The 20048-nt window shown below is 66.6% G+C and carries 11 protein-coding genes and 1 riboswitch; of the genes, 5 read left to right on the forward strand and 6 right to left on the reverse strand.

Translation table 11 applies throughout. The annotated features are described in order from the left end of the window. Positions 1 to 26: 26 nt before the first annotated feature. Together kynA and kynU are read right to left on the reverse strand one after the other, a co-directional pair. Positions 27 to 914 carry a tryptophan 2,3-dioxygenase gene (gene kynA, locus NX775_RS22485; protein ID WP_258838012.1) on the reverse strand — a complete coding sequence of 296 codons (888 nt, stop codon included), beginning with the start codon at positions 912 to 914 and terminating at the stop codon, positions 27 to 29. A gap of 33 nt (positions 915 to 947) precedes the next feature. Beyond that, positions 948 to 2210, reverse strand: a complete 1263-nt coding sequence (kynU, locus tag NX775_RS22490; RefSeq protein WP_258838013.1) for a kynureninase — start codon at positions 2208 to 2210, stop codon at positions 948 to 950. Positions 2211 to 2482: 272 nt separating this feature from the next. Further along, positions 2483 to 2701, forward strand: a riboswitch (cobalamin riboswitch). 176 nt (positions 2702 to 2877) lie between these two features. On the opposite strand from kynU, the gene NX775_RS22495 reads away from it, so the two are divergent. From NX775_RS22495 to NX775_RS22515, 5 genes are read left to right on the forward strand one after another with little or no spacing between them, the layout of a single operon-like run. Next, positions 2878 to 7263: a cobaltochelatase subunit CobN gene (locus tag NX775_RS22495; protein ID WP_258838014.1), complete on the forward strand. Its 4386-nt coding sequence runs from the start codon at positions 2878 to 2880 to the stop codon at positions 7261 to 7263. Beyond that, the gene (locus NX775_RS22500; protein WP_258838015.1) at positions 7260 to 7703 is read left to right on the forward strand and encodes a MotA/TolQ/ExbB proton channel family protein; all 444 of its coding nucleotides are present in this window, start codon (positions 7260 to 7262) and stop codon (positions 7701 to 7703) included. Before NX775_RS22495 ends, NX775_RS22500 begins: the two co-directional genes overlap by 4 nt. Then, on the forward strand, positions 7700 to 8026 hold the full coding sequence (locus NX775_RS22505; RefSeq protein WP_258838016.1) for a DUF2149 domain-containing protein: 327 nt from the start codon (positions 7700 to 7702) through the stop codon (positions 8024 to 8026). The genes NX775_RS22500 and NX775_RS22505 overlap by 4 nt, the downstream gene beginning before the upstream one ends. A gap of 5 nt (positions 8027 to 8031) precedes the next feature. Then, a complete protein-coding gene (locus NX775_RS22510) occupies positions 8032 to 10128 on the forward strand; it encodes a TonB-dependent receptor (RefSeq protein WP_258838017.1) in 2097 nt (698 codons plus the stop codon). Positions 10129 to 10139: 11 nt separating this feature from the next. Further along, positions 10140 to 11576 (forward strand): PepSY domain-containing protein, encoded by a 1437-nt coding sequence (locus tag NX775_RS22515; protein WP_258838018.1) that lies wholly within the window; start codon positions 10140 to 10142, stop codon positions 11574 to 11576. A gap of 256 nt (positions 11577 to 11832) precedes the next feature. Here NX775_RS22515 and NX775_RS22520 read toward each other — a convergent pair whose 3' ends face one another. The 4 genes from NX775_RS22520 to NX775_RS22535 are packed head-to-tail and all read right to left on the reverse strand — an operon-like array spanning position 11833 to position 19971. After that, positions 11833 to 12600 (reverse strand): ThuA domain-containing protein, encoded by a 768-nt coding sequence (locus NX775_RS22520; protein WP_258838019.1) that lies wholly within the window; start codon positions 12598 to 12600, stop codon positions 11833 to 11835. Positions 12601 to 12610: 10 nt separating this feature from the next. Next, entirely contained in the window at positions 12611 to 15658 is a 3048-nt protein-coding gene (locus tag NX775_RS22525; protein WP_258838020.1) for a glycosyl hydrolase family 28-related protein, read from the reverse strand. Between the two features lie 20 nt (positions 15659 to 15678). Continuing rightward, a complete protein-coding gene (locus NX775_RS22530; RefSeq protein ID WP_258838021.1) occupies positions 15679 to 16995 on the reverse strand; it encodes a gluconate:H+ symporter in 1317 nt (438 codons plus the stop codon). Between the two features lie 12 nt (positions 16996 to 17007). Then, positions 17008 to 19971: a TonB-dependent receptor domain-containing protein gene (locus tag NX775_RS22535; protein ID WP_258838022.1), complete on the reverse strand. Its 2964-nt coding sequence runs from the start codon at positions 19969 to 19971 to the stop codon at positions 17008 to 17010. Positions 19972 to 20048: the final 77 nt, after the last annotated feature.

The raw sequence follows: 20048 nt of genomic DNA on the forward strand, positions 1-20048 counted from the left end.
GGCAGGCGGTCCTTGAGTGAAGATGATTACAACTCGGTACGCAACTCGAACAATTCCGGGAACAGCACGACATCAAGCATCTTGCGCAGATACCCCACGCCGTCCGTGCCACCGGTGCCAGTTTTAAAACCGATCACGCGCTGCACGGTCGTCATATGCCGGAAGCGCCACAAGCGAAACGCCGTCTCGATATCGACCAGCTTCTCACCCAGCTCATACAGCGGCCAGTACCGGTCAGTGTCGCGATACACGACCATCCACGCTGCCTTCACCGACGGATCCGACTGCGTCGCCTGATGCCACGGCCCGGCAAGCCGCGCCGCATCTACCGCCAATCCACTGCGCGCCATCACCATGATCGCTTCGTCATACAGGGACGGCTTATCCAGCACGTCCTGCAGCGCTGCGTGTGCTTCAGGCTTGTGCTGATGCACCTGCAAATGCGTGACGTTCTTGTTCCCCAGGATGAATTCGATCTCGCGATACTGATGCGACTGGAACCCCGACGACGCGCCCAGGTACGGGCGGATCGCCGTGTACTCGGGCGGCGTCATGGTCGCCAGCACATCCCATGCATGCACGAGCTGGTTCATGATTGCGGCCACGCGCGCCAGCATCTTCATCGCCGCCGGCAGCTGGCCTCGCGCGATGTTGTCGCGCGCGCCGTGAAGCTCGTGCAGCATCAGCTTCATCCACAGTTCGCTGGTCTGGTGCTGGACGATGAACAGCAGCTCGTTGTGCTCGGGCGACAACGGATGCTGGGCGTTGAGGATCGTGTCGAGCGACAGGTAGTCGCCGTAACTCATGTCCTTGCTGAAATCGAGCTTGGCGCCGTGGTAGCCGGGCTGCGAGACAGGGCAGCCGCCAACATCCACATTGTTGTTGGACGAATCCGGGTTGACAGGGCAGGGCATCGTGTCCTCTCTTGAGAATCGCTCGAAAATCGCTCAGGTCACCGCCGTGCGCTTGGCATCGACCTGATAGTCGCTGCGGTCCAGGATATCCTTGAGCACCATCACCGCCTGCCACGCATCGTCATATCCCGTGTACAGCGGCGTGAAGCCAAAGCGCATCACCTGCGGCTCGCGGTAGTCGCCGATCACGCCGCGTGCGATCAGGGCCTGCATCACCGCGTAGCCGTGCGGATGCGTGACGCTTACCTGGCTGCCACGGTCCGCATGATTGCGCGGCGTGATCAGCTCCAGCGGATGCGCGGCGCATTCCTGTTCGAGCAGCGCCAGGAACAGGTCCGACAGCGCCAGCGACTTCTTGCGCAGCGCCGCCATCGTCACGCCCTGAAACACGGCCAGCCCGCATTCGATCAGCGCCAGCGCCACCACCGGCTGCGTGCCGCACATCGCGCGCTTGATGCCGGCCACTGGCGCGAACGCCGGCTGCATCGCGAACGGCTGGCGGTGCGCCCACCAACCGGTGAGCGGCTGCGTGAACTGCGCATGATGGCGCTGCGGCACCCAGATGAATGCCGGCGCGCCCGGTCCGCCGTTGAGGAATTTGTAGGTGCAGCCCACCGCGAAGTCGGCCTGCGCGCCATTCAGGTCGACCTCGACTGCGCCGGCCGAATGGGCCAGGTCCCAGATCGCCAGCGCGCCAGCGGCGTGGATCTGCGCCGTGATCGACTTCATGTCGAGCATGCGCCCGGTGCGGTAGTTCACGTGCGTGAGCATCACGACGGCCACCTGGGCGCCGGCGTCGCCTTCGAGGGCGGCCGGCAGGTCGGCCCAGCTGTCGAGCAGGCGCAGCTCGTAGCCGCGCTCGAGCCAGCCGATCAGGCCTTCGGCCATGTAGATATCGCTCGGGAAGTTGTCACGCTCGGTGAGGATGATGCGGCGGGCCGCGTGCGCCGGCGCATCGGCCTGCATCTTGAGCGACGCAGCCAGCGCCTTGAACAGGTTCACCGAAGTCGAGTCGGTGACCACCACTTCATCGGCCGCGGCGCCGATCAGCGGCGCGATCAGGGTGCCCAGGCGCTGCGGCAGGTCGTACCAGCCGGCCGTGTTCCAGCTGCGGATCAGGTCATTGCCCCATTCGGCGGCGATCACGTCCTGCGCGCGTTGCAGGGCTGCGCGGGGACGGGCGCCGAGCGAATTGCCATCGAGGTAAATCACGCCGTCCGGCAGCGCAAAGGCATTGCGCTGGGGAGCCAGCGGGTCGGCCGCGTCGAGGGCCAGGCAGTCTTGTCGTGTGATCATGTGAACGGTCGCGAAGAAGTAGTGGGTGCCGGCCTGGCCGGACGATACCGCCATTCTAGGCTAGGGAAGCACTGATTTATTCTGGGGGATGGAATTGGCTGCGGAAAAAGCCGCCATGCAAGGCGCAAATCGCAGCAATCGCGAGCTATTGCGAGAATTTGCAACGCCGCAGGGTGGCTATTTTCCGTGCCAAGTCCGCCTCCATGAATTAATCAGTGCTTCCCTAGAGGCCAAAGAATGCGGTGACAGTGGCGCACCCGGGCTGTAGAATCGCGCCCAATCAAGTGAATGGTGCCGTCCTGCTCGTCTGCAGGAAGGTGAAACGGGAAGCCGGTGACGTGTGCGAATCCATCGCACGCCAGTCCGGCGCAGCCCCCGCTGCTGTATGCCTGACGACCCTCGTCGAACGCCACTGTGCCCCGTGCACGGGAAGGCAGGACCCGGGAAGGATGACGGCAAGCCAGAAGACCGGCCTTCACGATGCATTGCGTACGTCCCGGGGTGTGGGCGTGCCGGTTGGTATTCGTCGTTCCTTCCGTGTTGCTACTGCGCTCGCGCAGGCGTTCGCACGTGCGCATGCGCATGGCTTGTCGCGTCCAGCGTGGAAGGAAGACGTCTGCCCGTTGTCATGCGCGCCCTGGCGCGCAGCTGAAAGGTCGACGTTCACATGAACACTGCTTCGCTCCCCCGCGCCTGTACTGCGCTGGTGCTTCTGCTCGCGTCCCTGCTTGCCTGCGCCCACGGCCACGCCGCCACCATGTTCGCCGTGGTCACCGAGCGCGCCGCGCCGGGCGCGATCGAAGCCGCTCACCGCCACCTGGCCAGCCACCCGCGCGACCGGATCCAGTTACGCACACCGGCCCAGTTGATGGCTGCCAGCGAACGCGAGGTGGGCCAATGGATCGCGGGCGCCGACACGGTGCTGGCGGTGTCGCTGTTCGGCGATCCGGCGCGCCGCATGAAGGATGCGCTGGCGCGCCACGCCAAGCCTAACACCGCGGTGCTGGCGTTCAATGGCGAAGCAAGCCTGAACCTGATGACGCGCGCCGCGCACGGCAGCCTGGCCGGTTTCGCGCCCGAGCTGCTGCGCGAACTGGCGGCCGAAGCGCCGGCGGCGGCCGCGCTGCAGGCGGCAGAGGCCAATCCCGCCGCCCGCCACTGGCTCGCGGCGCGGCGCGTCTGGCAAGCCGGTGGCGTGGACAACACCACGGCCCTCATCGCCCACCTGCTGCATCCGTCGACAGCGCTGGGCGCGCCGCTGCTAGAACCGACGCTGCGCCTGCGCGTCGGCCAGAACGAGCTGCAGGATGCCGCTGCCTGGGGCAACGCCGCCAAGCTGGGTCTGAAGGACCGCCCGACCGTCGTCGTGCTCGACCTGGCGAATATGGATGGCATGGTGCCGGCTGCGCTGTGCCGCCGCATCGAAGAGCAGGGCCAGGCCTGCGTGCAGCTGCTCACGCGCTGGGGCGGCGCCTCGCGCGAAGCGCTGGTGCGCCTGCCGGAGCTGATCGCGCCAGCGAAGCCCGCGGCGCTGGTGGTGCTGCAGGACTTCGTCGTCGGCGCCGCCGAAGGCCGCGAAGTCGTCAGCGAAGCCTTCAAACGCCTCGATATCCCCGTGTTCAAGGCGATCCGCCTGTCGGACCGCACCGCCATTCAGTGGCAGCTTTCACCCGATGGCCTGCCGCCGGATTCGGTCCAGTACCGCGTCGCGTTGCCCGAGCTGCAGGGCATCGGCCAGCCGATGGTGGTGGCGGCGCTGGGCGGGTCGCAGCGCGACCGCCTGACCGGCATCGAGAACCGCCCGCCGGTGCTGCTGCCGGCCGAAGTCGATCGCATGACGGCGCGCGTGAGCCGCTGGCTGGCGCTGCGCGCCAAGCGCAATGGCGACAAGCGCGTCGCGATGGTCTATTACAACCACCCGCCGGGCCGCCAGAACATCGGCGCCGACAACCTGAACGTGCCGGCGTCGCTGTTCGACATGCTGCATGCGCTCAAGGCAGCCGGCTACACGGTCGGCGATTTACCCGCCACGCCCGAGGCGCTGCTCGACATGATCATGGCGCATGGCGTGAACCTGCCCGAAGACCGCGCCGCGCTGCGCGAGATGAGCGCCACCGTCAATAGTGTCAGCGCGGCCGACTACGCGCGCTGGTTCGCGACGCTCGCACCGCGCGTGCAGGGCGAGATGAAGGACGGCATGCTGGGCCGCCTGCATGCCGACGTGCTGGTCGCCGAAGCGCAGGGCGAGCGCGCGCCGGGCCGCAAGCAGGTCGAGACGATCATCAAGGAATTGCTGCACCTGGTCGAGGGCGTCGACCATCCGCAGCGCGTGCAGGCCACGCGCGACCTGCATGCGCTCGAAGACGGCTACCGCGCCTGCCTCGATGACAGCAAGCCGAGTCCGTGCAAGGCGCTCGCGCCACTGTATCGGCGCCTGATCGGCTACGGCATCGAAGGCATGCGCGGCTGGGGCCCGGCGCCGGGCAAGGTGATGGTCGACAGCGGCAAGCTGCTGGTGCCGGGCCTCACGTTCGGCAATGTGTTCATCGGCCCGCAGCCGCCGCGCGGCTGGGAAGTCGATGAAGAACTGCTGCACGCGAATACCAGCATCACGCCGCCACACCAGTACCTGGCCTTCTACCACTGGATCCGCGACCGCTTCAAGGCCGATGCCGTCGTGCACGTAGGGCGCCACTCGACCTTTGAATTTTTGCCTGGTAAAGCAGTGGGCCTGTCGAGCGATGACTATCCCAGCCTGATCGCAGGCGACCTGCCGGGCATCTACCCGTACATCGTCGACGGCGTGGGCGAAGGCACGCAGGCCAAGCGCCGCGGCCTGGCGATCATCGTCGACCACCTGACGCCACCGCTGGCGACGACGCCGCTGTACGACGAGCTGCTGTCGCTGCGCCAGATCGTCGAGAGTTTCGAAGCTGCGTCGTCCGAGTCACTCAAGACGCAGGCCGCGCAACTGATGCGCGAGCGCGTCGTGGCGCTGAACCTGCGCGCCGAACTCGAAGCGTCGATGTCCGACGTGCTCGAAGTGCGGGGCATCGGCTTCGATGCTGCCGATGACGATTTGCTGGCGCACGAGGTCGGCCACTACCTGACCAAGCTGCAAGAGAAGTTCATGCCGTTCGGCCTGCACGTGTTTGGCCGGCCGTGGGATCAGAAGTCGCACGACCTGATGCTCGATTCGATGACCAAGAGCGGCATCGACGACCCATCCATCGCCGACAAGCTGCGCGACTCGCCGCGGCGCGAAATGGTGGGTTTGCTCGCGGGCCTGGATGGCCGCTACATCGAGCCGGGCAAGGGCAACGATCCTCTGCGCTCGCCCGAGGCGCTGCCGACTGGCCGCAACTTCCACGCGGTCGATGGCGATATCCTGCCCACGCGCCTGGGTTTCGGGCTGGCGCAAAAGATGGCGGCCAAGGCGATGGCGCGCAGCCGGGGCGACGCCGCGCGGGAGCAAGGCAGCGAAGGCATCATCCTGTGGGCGTCGGACGCCGTGCGTGATGAGGGCGTGATGGTCGGCTTCGCACTGGCCATGATGGGCGCGGAGCCGGTCTGGAATGCGCGCGGCATCGTCACCGATGTGCGCCTGGCGCCGGGCGCCGTGCGGCGCGACGCGCTGGTGACCACGTCTGGCCTGTTCCGCGATTTGTACCCGAACCTGATCCGCCTGATCGACCGCGCCGGCCGGCTGGCGCTGGCGGCGTCCGCCGAGACGATGGCGCGCCAGGACCCGGCCCTGCGCGAGGCGCTGCAAGCGGCGCTGGCGCCGCTCCAGGGCGCCGCCTGGGGCACTGAAGCCGTGCAGGACAACCGGGTCGCGCGCGAATGGCTGGTGCGCCAGCGCGCGCTGGTCGCCGGCGGTGCATCGACCATCGAAGCGGGGCAGGGCGCTGCGCTGCGCGTGTTCGGCGATGCGCCGGGCGCGTACGGCACGGGCGTGAACCGCCTGACCGAACGCTCGGGCGCCTGGCGCGAGCGCGAGGAAATCGGCCGCGCGTATCGCAACCGCATGGGCCACGCGTACGGCCTGGACGCCGACGGCGATGCGCAGCACCGCGCCTTCGACGTGGCGCTGGACGGCATCCACCGCACCTACCACGGCCGCGCCAGCAATCTGTACGGCCTGCTCGACAACAACGATGCCTTCGATTATCTGGGCGGCCTGTCGCTGGCCGTCGAGACGCGCACCGGTCGCGTGCCGGACGCGCTGATCCTGCAGCACGGGCGGCCGGGCCAGGCGGACGTCGAGCCGCTGGCCACCGCGCTGCTGGGCGAATTGCGCGGGCGCTTTTTGAATCCCGCGTGGCTGCGCCCATTGATGAACAACGGCTACTCGGGCGCACGCACGATGGGCCAGGAATTCATCGAGAACCTGTGGGGCTGGCAGGTCACGCGCCCGGACCTCGTGAAGAACTGGGCCTGGGACGAGGTCAAGGCCGTCTACTTCGACGATGCGCACAAGCTCGGCCTGCCGGCATTCCTGGGCCAGCGCCACAACGCGCACGTCAAGGCGCACATGCTGGCCGTGTTCATGGTGGCTGCCGAAAAAGGCTTCTGGAAGACCGACCCGGAAACGATCCGCACGATGGGCGGCGAGCTGGCACGCCTGGTGGCCGCCAACGGCTTACCGGGCAGCGGCCACACGTCGCCCGATCACCCGATGTGGGGCTGGCTGGCGCCGCAACTCGATCGTGGCGATGCGCAGCAGCTCGGCGTGACGCTGGCAAAAGCGCGCGGCGAGATGCTGCCGGCGCTTGCGGTCCCGGCCCCGGCCGGCGCGCCGGCAGCGGCGGAATCACCGGCCGCGGCGCCGCCACGCGCTGACGCACAGCAAGGGCAGGCGCCTTCCGCTCCCGCACCGGCGGCCCCACCAGCCATGCGCGTGTATGAGCTCAACCAACAACCCGAACCCGCGCCGCACCCTGGCCTGCGCATCGTGCAGGTCCTGGTCATTCTCGTCGCCTGCTTCGCCCTGTTTGCGCTCGGCCTGTGGCGCGGCCGCAGCATCCCTCAACCTGTAAGGAGTACTCCATGATTGATCACTTGTCCTATGCCTGGTTGCACGACGCCGTCAGCTGGCTGCTCACGCCTTCGCTGGTGGCGCTGCTGGCCGGCTGCGCCATTGCGCTGGTCGAATCGGGCATCGCCGTCGGCGAGCGCTTCCACGGCCTGGCCCGACTGCGCGCATCCGGCAACGTCGAGCATGTGCAGAAGCTGGCCCGTCACCGTCTGGAGCGCGCCGACCTGCTGGCGCGCATCCCGCCGATGCTCGGCCTGATGGCCACGATCATTCCGCTCGGGCCTGGCCTGGCCGCGCTGGGTGAAGGCGATCCCGCCAAGCTGGCCAGCGCCGTGACGGTTGCCTTCGACGCGACCGTGCTGGGCCTCGTTGCCGGCATCGCCGGTCTGGTAATCGGCAAGCTGCGCCGCCGCTGGTACGAAGAGACGCTCGACGCGATGGAGTCGCTGGCATGAGCGCCCCGGCACGTGGCCGCCTGCGCCTGTACCGCCATCTCGACGCGCGCTTCGACCAGAGTGACGAAGACCCGCGCGCGAGCCTGGTCAACCTGGTCGACGTGATGCTGGTCTTTGCCTGCGGCCTGATCGCGGCGATCGCCGGCTCGCAAGGCGCCATCAAACCGTCACAACCGGTCGAGAAAGGCCGCCAGATCGAGCGCCCTGCGAGCGGCGTGACGCAAGACGGCAGCGGTTACGACCGCGTCGGCGAAGTCTATCGCGATCCCAAGACCGGCAAGCTGGTGCTGATCGAGCCCACGGCAACCCCAGTAAAAAAGTAGAGTAGATGATGAAACAAACCTTGTTGCGCGCGCTGCCGGCCACCATCGGCCTGCTGTGCGCCACCGGCGCCTTCGCCCAGGCCGTCCCCACCGTCACCATCCACGCCGGCGCGGGCGACGATGGCCTGGCGCTCGACCGATTCAACAGCACCGGCAGCCGCCTGGATATCAGCACGCTCGACCTGCCGGCCAGCGCCGAGACCATCAGCGCCGCGACGATCGCAGCGCGCGGCGACCTGTCGGTCAAGGACGCCGTGACCCGCACCACCGGCCTGACCGACAGTAGCTCGCCCGGCAGTGGCATCAGCTATTCGGCGCGCGGGTTCAACGGCAACAACTCGGTCGCGCTGCTGGAAAACGGCCAGCGCCTGCTGGTCGGTTCCGGCACGGCCACCTATCCGTCCGATCCATGGGGTTACGAGACCATCGAGGTATTGCGTGGCCCCGGTTCGGTGGTCCATGGCAGCGGCACGACCGGCGCCATCATCAATGCGGTGCGCAAGGCGCCGCGCCGTGAAGCGTCGCTTGAAGTGATGGGCGGCGTTGGCGGTGGCCAGGCGCTGCGCGCCGGCGTGGGCGCCACCGGCGCACTGGGCGAGCAGGGCGCGTTTCGCATCGATGCCTATGCCGGCCGCAGCGACGGCTTCATCGAACGCGGCGAAGCGCGCCACGGCAAGGTCCTGACCAGCATGACCACGACGCTCGCGCCAGGCATGACGCTGTCGGCGCAACTCGATCACGCCGAGCAGGAACCGGTGCGCTACTTTGGCACGCCGCTGGTGAACGGTGACCTGGCCAAAGCGCTGCGCGACGAGAACTACAATGCCGGCGACGCCGTGCTGCGCTACGTCGACGACAAGGCCGTCGCGCGCCTGGACTGGCAGGCAGCCCCAAACCTTGCCATCAGCAATGAGCTGGCGTACTTCAAGGCGCGCCGCGACTGGCGCAATATCGAATCGTATTCTTACAACCCGGTGCGCAACGTGGTCGATCGCAGCGACTACATCGGCATTCGCCACAACCAGGAGCAGACCGCAAACCGTCTGGAAGCGCGTTACCAGCACGGCGCCAATCAGATCGTCGCAGGTTGGGAAGTCTCGACGATCAACTTCCGGCACACGAACAATGCGCCGTACGGCGGCGCGTCGACCGTGGCGCCGACCGGCTTCGATCCGGGCAGTTTCAGCGACACGACCGATGCCTTCGTGCCGAACTTCGCGACCGACACGCTGACGCACGCGTTCTACGTGGAAAACGCCTACCGCGTGAACGAACGCCTGCTGCTCACGGCCGGTGCGCGCCATGACCGCTACAAGGTTGACTTTCAAGACTTGCGTGCTGCAAGCGGCAACCACAACGCGATGCTGCGCTCGACCGCCGTGCGCCTGGGTGCGAGCTGGAAGCTGGACCCGTCCACATCCCTGTACGGCCAGTTCAGCACCGGCAGCGACCCGGTGACGAGCCTCCTGTCGATGAACCTGGCCAACAGCCGCTTCAAGCTCACCGACGCGCGCCAGGTCGAGGCGGGCATCAAGGGAATACTGGATGGCGGCGCGGCCGAATGGACCGCAGCGCTGTACCGCATCGAGAAGGATGACATCATCACGCGCGACCCGGACAACGCTGCCATCTCCAGGCAGGGCGGGTCGCAAACGTCGCAGGGTGCGGAAGTCAGTGCCAGTGTGCGGCTGGTGCAGGCCTGGCGGATCGAGGGCAATCTGGCGTACACGAAGGCCGAATTCGATGCGCTGCTCGAGCCGGGCGGTGGAGGAAGCAGCGTCTCGCGCGCCGGCAACCGGCCTGCCGACGTACCGAAGCTGTCATCCAACCTGTGGCTGACGCACCGCGCCGGTGCCTGGCGCACGAGCGCGGGCGTGCGATACGTGGGCGAACGCTTCATCAGCAACGCCAATACGCAAACGCTGCCGGCGTACACGACGCTGGACGCGTCGGTCGGCTGGACCGTGAACCACAACGTGCAGGTGCAGCTCAATCTGCGCAACCTGACCGACCGCCTGTATGCGATCACCGGCTACGGTCCGACCCAGTCGCTGCTGGGTGACGAGCGGCATGCCGAGCTGACGGTCCACTGGCGCTACTGATCGGGATTGCGATGGCTTCGATGAAGCGCCAGCTGCACCTGTGGCATCGCTGGCTTGGGATCGGTATCGGCCTGCTGGTGCTGCTGTGGTTTGGCTCGGGCATCGTGATGATGTATGTCCCGTATCCCGAGCTGACCGAGGCGGAGCGCCGCACGTGGCTTGCGCCGCTCGATCCGGCGCGGGTCCAGGTGAGCGCGGATGCGGCCTGGCGCGAGACGGCATTGAAGGGCATGCCCGATGCGGTGCGCTTGAACACGGTGGCGGGCCGCCCGGCCTGGCATTTTGGCCATGACGCCACCTGGAGCTCGGTGTGGGCCGACAACGGCGCGGTGCTCGTGGTCGACGAGCAGGTAGCGTCGAGCAGTGCGCGCAGCGCAGCGCCGGATGCGCGTTCGCTGTCGTTCGAAGCCATCGACGTGGACCAGTGGACGTTCGGCGCAGTGCGCGTGCACCAGCCGCTGCTGCGCGTTACGGCCGACGATGACGTTGGCAGCGTGGTGTATGTCTCGAGCCGCACCGGCGAATTGGTGCGCGACACGATACGCAGCGAGCGTGCCTGGAACTGGGTCGGCGCCGTCGTCCACTGGATCTACGTCACGCCGCTGCGCAAGCAGAACGAAGCATGGCGCCTGGCCGTGATGTCGACGTCCGGCGTCGCACTGCTGCTGGCCGTGACTGGCATGGTGCTGGGCGTCCAGCGGCTGCGCGTGCAGCGCCGCTACGCGGGCGGGCGCATGTCGCCGTACAAAGGCTGGCAGGGCTGGCACCACTGGCTGGGCTTGAGCGGCGGTGTGCTCGTCATCACCTGGTTGTTCAGCGGCTGGTTGTCGGTCGGCCCGTTCGGCTTTCCTTCCGACCCTGGCGCGACCGCGCAGGATCGCCTCGCATTTGCAGGCGGGGCGTTGGCCAGCGATGACCTTGCGATCGATGCGGCCGCATTGCTGCGCGCGCATCCCGGCACGCTCGAACTGGAATGGCGCCGCGTGGGCGGCACGCTGTACCTGAGCGCCCTGGGCCGCACCGTGCGCACGCTGCTGCGCGCGCAGGATGGCGCCGTGTCCAGCGTGCTGCCGCAAGCGCTGCTGCTGCGTAGTGCGCAAGCCATCCGGCCCGGCGTGGCGATGACGACGACGATGCTGGGCGATGCCGACGACTATTACTATGGCCACCATCGCGAAGCCACCTTTCCGGTGCTGCGCACACGCTTCGCGCTGCCCGATGCGCCGGTCTTCTATATCGACGCGGTGCATGGCCGCGTGGCCGGTTTCGTCGACCGCAACACGCGCTGGAACCGCTGGCTGTTCAACGGCATGCACCAGATGGATTTCGCGTTCCTGCGCAACCGGCCGGTATGGGATGTGGCCGTGATTGCCCTGTGCACGCTGGGGGCTGCGTTGACGTCGACAGGGCTGGTGCTGGGCTGGAAGCGTCTGCGCAAGCGCCGGTGAGCATCATCTTGTTGCGAGATTTCCACGGCCTGGATGATGCCGATGAAGTCTGCTAAACTTGGTCCAACAACTAATCCGCGACACCGGTGTGGCTAGACCATCTGGAGCGCGGGGGAAAAAGCCGGCGCAAGCCGGTTTTTTCATTTCTACGGAGCGACTCAACGTAGGGTGGACGCGGCCGGCGAGGCGGGTTTCACGTCGACGCGTCCAATGGCCGTTACTGCACCACAAAAGCGAGCTCGGTTTGCACGCGTGATCAGCGCTTCTGCCCCAGCCCCGTCGCACTCCAGTAAATCCCACCCAGCAGATGATTCAGGTACTGCGGATCGCGGTACATCTCGCCGTTGTGGCCCAGCGTGGTAACGAACACGCGCCCCTGTTCGTACCGGTGGTGCCAGGCGATCGGGTGGTCCTTGCCCATGCCCTTGACCGTTTGCCCCGGCCAGATCTTCGTCGTGTCGTAGCTCGACTCGTCCACGCTCAGCACCGTGTCGATCTTCACCTGGTACGGATTGGTCGTGACGTAGAACTCGTCGCTCCAGATCCAGCGCGCGGGCAGGCCGAAGGTGGCGGGGAAGTTCTGGTCGACGACCGTGACCACGCCCGTCTGCAGCTTCGGGTGCGGGCCGACCGAGCGCCCCACCATCTTCTCGTACCAGACCCAGTCGTTCGGCGGCGTGATCGCGGCGCGGTGCACGACGATCGCGTTGCCCCCGCCGCGCATATAGGCCTCGAACTTGGCGCGCTGCGCCGCGTTCAGCTCTTCGCCCGGCGTGTTCAGGAACATCACGGCCGCATACTGGGTCAGATCACCCTCGAACACCTGCGGCTTGTTGGTGTAGGTGAGTTCGAACGCATGCAGCTTGGCCATGCGCTCCAGGCTGTCGCGCGCAATCGGAATGTATTCGTAATGATATTTGCCGGGCATGGCCAGGACCAGCAGCTTGAACTGGTCCTCGGCCATGCCATCCGCTGCCGCTGCCAGCAGCAGCGCTGCGCCCAGCGCCCTGGTGATGCGTCTCATAGTGGTGTCCTCAGTTGATCTGCGTTGCGTACAGCGCATGGTGGGTCAGGATGAACAGCGTGTGTTTGTTTGCGCCGCCAAACAGCAGTTGCAGCGGACGCTCCGGCACGTCGATACGCCCCTTTTGCTTGCCGTCCTTGCCGTAGATGAAGACCTGGCCATTGGCCACGTACACGTCGCCATTTGGCGCGACTGCCGCGCCTTCGCCGCCGCGATTGGCCACGAGCTTGAGGTCAGTGATCCCGCCGCCGGCGCCCACCACGCCGCTGAAGGTGCGGTTTTCCGAGCCGTTGGTGAATACGACGCGGCCACCCACCGGGGCCGTGACAAAACCGTGCGTCTGCAGCGAGTCGGCCCAGCGCCAGCCCAGGTGGTCCGCCGCGCCCTGGCGCAGAACGCGGTAGGCCGGCAGCGCCAGGCTGCCGTCGGGCGAGACGTATTCATTGGCTTTCGGGAGCGCCACGTCGCGGGCGAACATCTCGGCCAGCGTCGTGAATTCGTAGGTATCGGGATTGAGCTGGTCCTTGAATTCGCCGTTCTGCCAGAAGTTGACCGGCACCGCAATGCGGCCACGACTCGACGCAATGCTGCGCGCCGCCACCGGCGTCGGCTGGATCATCGTCATGTCCAGGCCAGGCTTGCGCGGATCGAACGCATACACGCTCGCCTGCGGGCCATAGGACGACAGCACCATCAGGTTGCCGCTGTTGTCGATCGCCAGGTTGACCGGATCGAGCGGCGCATCGCGCACCACGACCAGGCCTTCATCCTTCGTCCAGCTGAAGATGCGTTTCCAGTGACGGTCCACGAAGTACAGCTTGCCCTCTGCATCGACAGCGCCGCCGGCGATCGAATAGAAGCCACTTTCAAGCTTGGCCACCTTGCCCAGCGGCGCAGGCGCCTTGCGCTGCGCGCCGCTGTAGTCGAACACGGCGAACTCGCGTTCGCGCACGTCGAGCTTGTTGGTCACGTCGCGGATCGCGTTCTCGTAGGCGAACTTGCTGGCGCGCAGATAGGTGGCGCAACCGGCATCGTCGCAGCTGGCAAAGCCGCTCTCGCCGTTCACGTGCACGTTACGAAAACGGATGTTGCTGGAATTGGTGATCAGGATCGCGGCCGGCATTGGCTTGTACGAACGCGTCACGCGGTAGCCGTGGTAGTTGGCAAACAGGATGTTCTTCGAGTTGCGGATCTCGACCGATACCGCGTCGGCGCCGTCGCGCACTTCTTCCTCGGTCTGCGGCGCCAGGAATTCCCAGTTCTGCACGTTATCCAGCACGATCTCGGCGCGGATGTGGTGCTCGGCCGAGAGCTCGTAGACCTTGCCGGGCGTCGTGGTGTTGGTGACGTAGAAGCCGGCCTGCGCATAGCCGCTGGGCGACCAGATGCCCGAGAACGTGCCGCCGCCGCCGTCGGTCACCCAGACGCTTGGATACTGGCGGTCCCAGTGCGCGGTGGTGTCGAATTTGGCGTCCTTCTTGTACGGGTCGGCGCGGCTGCCGTCGTACAGGCGCGTGCCATGGCCGCCCTGGATGCGCACGTCGTCCACCAGCGACTGCTCACCCGCGCGCCACAGCAGCGCCACGGCGCGGTTGTTGACTTCACCGGTGGCCAGACCCAGGCCCGAGACGATGCCGTCGCCGCCGCGCGCGCTTTCCAGGAGCGCCTTCGGGCTGCCGATGCCCTGGTACTGCGACGCGCCATTCGGAATCACGAGTTGTGTCAGGCCCGGATGCAGCGCGATGAGTACCGTGTCCGGCTTCATGCGGATCGTGTCGTTGACGACGTAAAAGCCCAGCGGCAGGTACACCGTGCGCTTGCTGTCGATGGCTTTCTGAAGCGCCGCCGTATCGTCGGTGCTGCCGTCGCCCTTCGCGCCGAAGTCCAGCACATTGGCCCAGTCGTTCGACGCCGGCAGGGCGCGCAGTGCGCGCGTTGGCGCCGCACTGGCCGGCAGCGCCGCCGTCTTGTAGTTGGTCGAGAACTGGCCGGGCTCGCCCATCTGCTTGATGAACAGGCCGTAGTTGAATTCTTTCACCAGATAGTCGCGGCCCTTGCCGGCCAGCGTCTTGCCACTGTCGCGAAAGCGCACGAACGTCGGCACGTTGCGCGCGCTGGCGTTTTCCATGCCGACCTGCGTGTACACATTGTTCTCGTTGCTGACGATGAGCGCGGCGCGGCTGACGTTCTCGAAGCGCACGTCCTTGCCCCACAACCAGTCGCCATAACCGCGGTTGATCTCCACGCCCACCGGCGTATTGCGGATGTCGACATTAACCAGCGTGAGGCTCGCTTCATGTTCGCGGATCGCGGCGTCGCGCTGGCCGTCGAAGGTCGAATCGAGCAGCGTGAATTGCCAGGCGGGCGAGGTCTTCTCGCTCAGGATGCCGTAGCGGCCGCCGTGAAAGCGCAGGTTGTAGGCCACGTTGCCCACCTGGTAGACACCTGCCAGGCCCGAGCCGATATGGAAATCGATGTGGCTCAGGTTCGAGTGCTGCGCCGTGTGCATGCGCACGGCCGCAGCGGCCGGGTTGCCGTCCTTGATCTCGAAGTCGACGTTCGACAGCGCCGAATAGAAGGTCGACGAATTGGCATTGCGCACCGCCTTGCCATCTTCAGCACTGAACGGCACGGCGCTCGGCACCGGCATCGGCACCTTGCCCACGCTGTACTGGTCGCCGCCGGTGAAGATCACCATGTTCGCGACGCCCTTCTGGAAACCGGGCGTGTTCTCAGCCAGCACGAACACGGGGCGCGTCGGGCCCACGCCATACACGCGCACCGCCAGCGGAATCAGGATCGAGCGCGTGATGCGATAGCGTCCGGACGGCAGGAACACGACGCCGCCCTGGCCGCCGTTGGCCGCGCTGTTGATCGCCGCCTGCAGCGCGGCGCTGTCGTCGGTGACGCCGTCGCCGGTGGCGCGCACGACGATCGCGCGCGGGTCGACCGGCATGGCAGGGTAGGCAGAGAGGGAAGCAGCGCCGGCGGAGACACTGGCGGCCAGCAGCAGCAAGAAGGCCAGTGCACGGGGAAGATCGAACAGCCTTGTCATCATGGTGGTTTCCTTGAAACGGATCACAGCGATAAAAGTTGGGACAGCAGCAGGACGAACAGCAGGCCGAAGACACCGACCAGCGTTTCCATCAGCGTCCATGAGCGGAACGTGTCCTGCAGCGACAGGCCAAAATATTCCTTGAACATCCAGAAGCCGGAGTCGTTGACGTGGCTGCACATCAGGCTTCCGGCGCCGATGGCCAGCACCATCAGGTTCGGGTCGACGCCCGAACTCTGGACGAGCGGCGCGACGATGCCGCCGGCCGTCACGCCGGCCACGGTGGCCGAGCCCAGGCAGATGCGGATCACGGTGGCAACCAGCCAGCCCAGCACCAGCGGCGACACCGGCAAGCCCGAAAGCAGCGCGCCCAGATCGGCGCTGACGCCCGATTCGACCAGCACCTGCTTGAGCGCGCCGGCGCCGGCGATGATCAGGAGGATCGGCGCGATCTCGCGCATCGCCTCGGCCGGGCCCTGCATCACGGTGACGAACGAGCGGCCCTGCGCCAGGCCGAGCGAGACGATCGCCACGGCATACGACACGAGCATCACGACCAGCGGATTGGCAAAGAACGCCAGCACGCCATTGAGGTCCGGCCGCGCCATCGTCAGCAGCGTCGTCGCGCCCAGGAGCAGCACCGGCAGCAGCGCGGTGGCGAAGCTGTTGAACGCGCCGGGGAGCTGCGCAATTGGTGCCTGCTGGCTTTCCTGGAAGATGGCGGCCGGCCTGGCCTGGATGCGCGTGAGCGTCATGGCGAACACCGGCCCGGCGATGATCAACGTCGGCACCGCCACCAGGATCCCGTACAGCAGCGTGGTGCCCATGTCGGCGTGGATCGCCGCCACCAGCGCCACCGGCGACGGGTGCGGCGGCAGGAAGCCGTGCGCGATCGACAGGCCCGCCAGCAGCGGAATTGCCAGCGCCACGGCCGGGCGCGCCGAGCTGTAGACGAGCGAGAAGATCAGCGGCACCAGCAGCACGAAGCCGACGTTGTAGTACAGCGGGATACCGACCACGAAGCCGGTGATCGTCAGCGCGATCGGCAGGCGGCGCGGCCCCAGCGCATCGACCAGGCAAGTGGCGATGCGGCGCGCGGCGCCGCTGTCGGCGATCAGTTTGCCGAACACGGCGCCCAGGCAGATGATCACCACCAGGGAACCCAGCAGGTCGCCGATGCCTTTTTCGATGGCGCCGGGAATGCGCGCCAGCGGCACCCCCAGCAGCAGCGCCGCCAGCAGCGACGCCGCCACGAAGGCCAGCAGGGGCTGGACCTTGCCCCACGCGATCAAGAGCGTGAGCAGGCCCACCGCCAGCAGTACCGAGACGATATCGAGCATGCCGCCGGCCGGTCAGAAGCCGTAGCGCAGGCCGGCCCGGTACGTGCGCCCGACCACGTCGTACAGCGCCGGGTTGATGCCGTAGCTGGCATTGGTCTGCGGCGCCGGTTCCGGGTCCTTGTCGGCCAGGTTGTCGATCTTGAAGTAGAGCTGCAATTGCTTGGACACGTTGTAGCTGCCGCCCAGGTCGAAGTAGGTCGCGCCCTTCATCCGGTTGTTGTAGATGGTCGGGTGGATCAGCGTCGACACCGGGCAACCGGTCTGGCACTCGATGAAGTCGTTGCGGTAGGTGCCGTCGCTGACCCAGCGCTCGGTCAGCGTCAGACTGAGCTTGTCGTGCTCCCAGCTTTGCTGCGCCAGCACTTTCCACTTCGGCGTGTTGCTCATGTTCGAGCCGGCGGCGTCTACCGGGATCGTGCCGACCACGCCCGTATCGGTAATGAAGTGCAGGTTGCGCGTGCCCAGCGCGCGGAACGTGAAGCGTCCCGGCAGGTTCACTCGTTCGAGTCCTGTTCGGTACGAGGTCTCGATATCGAAGCCCTTGGTCTGCAGCGAAGCGAGGTTGAAGTTCTGCAGCGTGACGTAGTTGTTGCCCGGGCTGTTGAGCACCATCGCCGCGCAGATTTCCTGGTTGCCGGCCACGCACAGGTCGACTTCCTGCTGGATCGTCAGCGCCGCGATCACGCCCTTGACCTTGATGTCGAAGTAGTCGAGCGACACCGAGAAGCCGGGCGCCCACGTCGGCTGGCTCAGGACGATGCCGAACGAGTTGTTGCGCGCGATTTCGGGCCGCAGCGCCGTGTTGCCGACGGTGCGCTCCTGCACGCTGATCGTGTTGCCCTGGTACTGCACCACGTTGTTGACCACCACCGGCGCCGCATACAGCTCGCTCAGGTTCGGTGCGCGCACGTCCTTCGACGTCACGCCGCGCAGGCGCAGGCCGTCGATCGGGGTTTGCCAGGTGGCGCCCATCTTCCAGCTGCCTACGCTGCCGGCGGTGCTGTACTTGGTTTCGCGGTCGGCCAGGTTCAGGTTCGCTTCGCCCCAGGTTGCGGACTTGAACAGCGGGATATTCAGCTCCACGTAGGCTTCACGGACGTTGTAGCTGCCGTCGCCGTTGTGGAAGTTACCGGCGTACCAGTTGTTGCCGACCGTGGTGTCGAGCAGCGGGTCGAGAGGATACATGGCGTTGTTTGGCGAAGCAGGCGACACGCCGTTGCCGTAGGCATCGCCGCGCACGCGGTACTTCTCGCGGCGGTATTCGGCGCCCGTGGCCAGCGAGACCGGACCGGCCCAGCCCTCGAACAATTCACCATTGATATTGAAGCTGCCGACGTCCTGGCTTTGCGTGGTGCGCTGGCGCGGGCCGTTCTCGGGTGCGATATAGGCCCAGGCGGCCGGATCGACCGGGTTGTTGCCGATGATATTCAGTGGCACGCAACCCGATGCGGCGGCCACCGGATTGCGGCAGACGATCTGCCCGTTCGGCGCCCGCACGGCGTCGATCGCGGCGTTGTAGCGGCGGTTGATCGTCATGTTGTTCGCATCGAGATTGGTCTTGTTCTCGCCATGCGTGACGTAGGCGTCGTACGCCCACGATTTGCTGAACAGGTCGAACCGGCCTTCGGCCCCGATGACGAAGCGGCGCTGGGTGCGGGTCGGTTGCACGTCGATGTTTTCAGGGAAGATCGCGTTCGCCGTGCCGTACTGGAAGCTGGTGATGTTGTTCTGCGCGCAGGCGGCCAGGATCGACGCCGGCAGGAACGGGTTCGAGCACTGGATGTTCAGGTTGGCATTCTTGGCCGCGCCCGGGTTGGGCGAGAAGCGCGAAGCGACCTGGCCGTAGTTGGCAGTGAAGTAGACCTGGTTGTCCGCATCGAGGTCGTACGAGACGCGGGTGTACGCCACCTGGCGCTTGAAGTTCATGGCCAGGTTGGTGCCCGAGCCCACGCTGCCGCTCAAATCGCCGCCGATGCAGAACGGATTGACGCAATTGGTGACCGCGCCCGTGCCGGTGGGGCGACCGTTGGAGCCATACTGGAACTGGTACGGCAAGCCGCCGTCGCCGAATGCCGTGCCCTGCAGCGGGCCGTTCGTGATCAGGCCGTATTTCGAGTACTGGTACTGCTGCGCGTTCGAGATCACGCGGTATTGCGGCAGGCCGTCGCCGGTCTGGTTCAGGGGGCGCACGGAATAGGCCGGGTTCTGGTACCAGGTGCGGCCGTTCGGCCCCACGCCGCCGATGCCGGGCGATTCGATCCCGTTCTCTTTTGTGAATTCGCCGCTGGCCGTCACGTGCAGGCGGTTGTCGAGGAACGCCCGGCCCCAGGCAGCCTGCACGGTAGCGCCGCGGTCGTCGTCGTACTTGGTCTGGCCTACCTGGACGTTCGACTTGAAGCCGGTGAAGGTTTTATCGGTGACGAAGTTGACCACGCCACCCACCGCGTCCGAGCCGTACGACGCCGAGGCGCCGCCGGTCACCACGTCGACGCGCTTGACCAGCAACTGCGGGAACTGGCTCACATCAGTCACGCCCGTGACGTTGGCGCCGACGACGCGCTGGCCGTCCAGCAGCGTCAGGGTCCGGATGGTGCCCAGGCCGCGCAGGCTCAGGGAGCTCAGGCCCTGAATGCCGCTGCTGGTGCTGTTGGTGCTGGTTGTGCGGCCCGTGCTGCCTTGCAGTGCTGGCAGTTCGGTCAGCGTATTGAACAGGTTCGGCTTGGCCGCCTTTTCGAGGTCGGCCGCGCTCAGGCTGGTGGTGGGCGTCGGCTGGGAGAAGCCGCGCGCGGCGATGCGCGAGCCCGAGATGCGCACCACGGACGTGGAGGCCGGTTCTGCCGCTGCCGGTGTGGCCTCAGGCAGGGTGTCGGCGGCTGGCTCGGTTTGCGCCTGCTGGGCGTGGGCGGCGGCGCCGACCATCCAGCAGGCGCTGGCCACGGCCAGGCTGATGAGAGTGCGTTGAACGGGTGTGCGCATGATGGTTGTCTCCTCGATGCTCGTTGGTTGAAAGCGCGCCGCCTCTATGGGTGGGTGGCTGCGCCTGCTGGCAAATG

The organism is Massilia aurea, from assembly GCF_024753205.1.
Lineage (GTDB): Bacteria > Pseudomonadota > Gammaproteobacteria > Burkholderiales > Burkholderiaceae_D > Telluria > Telluria aurea.

Excerpts from the sequence above, each read along its gene's own strand:
- NX775_RS22500 (WP_258838015.1), top strand. The coding sequence starts at position 7,260 with ATGATTGATCACTTGTCCTATGCCTGGTTGCACGACGCCGTCAGCTGG.
- NX775_RS22525 (WP_258838020.1), bottom strand. The coding sequence starts at position 15,658 with ATGATGACAAGGCTGTTCGATCTTCCCCGTGCACTGGCCTTCTTGCTG.
- NX775_RS22535 (WP_258838022.1), bottom strand. The coding sequence starts at position 19,971 with ATGCGCACACCCGTTCAACGCACTCTCATCAGCCTGGCCGTGGCCAGC.
- NX775_RS22515 (WP_258838018.1), top strand. The coding sequence starts at position 10,140 with ATGGCTTCGATGAAGCGCCAGCTGCACCTGTGGCATCGCTGGCTTGGG.
- NX775_RS22495 (WP_258838014.1), top strand. The coding sequence starts at position 2,878 with ATGAACACTGCTTCGCTCCCCCGCGCCTGTACTGCGCTGGTGCTTCTG.
- kynU (WP_258838013.1), bottom strand. The coding sequence starts at position 2,210 with ATGATCACACGACAAGACTGCCTGGCCCTCGACGCGGCCGACCCGCTG.
- NX775_RS22530 (WP_258838021.1), bottom strand. The coding sequence starts at position 16,995 with ATGCTCGATATCGTCTCGGTACTGCTGGCGGTGGGCCTGCTCACGCTC.
- NX775_RS22520 (WP_258838019.1), bottom strand. The coding sequence starts at position 12,600 with ATGAGACGCATCACCAGGGCGCTGGGCGCAGCGCTGCTGCTGGCAGCG.
- kynA (WP_258838012.1), bottom strand. The coding sequence starts at position 914 with ATGCCCTGCCCTGTCAACCCGGATTCGTCCAACAACAATGTGGATGTT.
- NX775_RS22510 (WP_258838017.1), top strand. The coding sequence starts at position 8,032 with ATGATGAAACAAACCTTGTTGCGCGCGCTGCCGGCCACCATCGGCCTG.
- NX775_RS22505 (WP_258838016.1), top strand. The coding sequence starts at position 7,700 with ATGAGCGCCCCGGCACGTGGCCGCCTGCGCCTGTACCGCCATCTCGAC.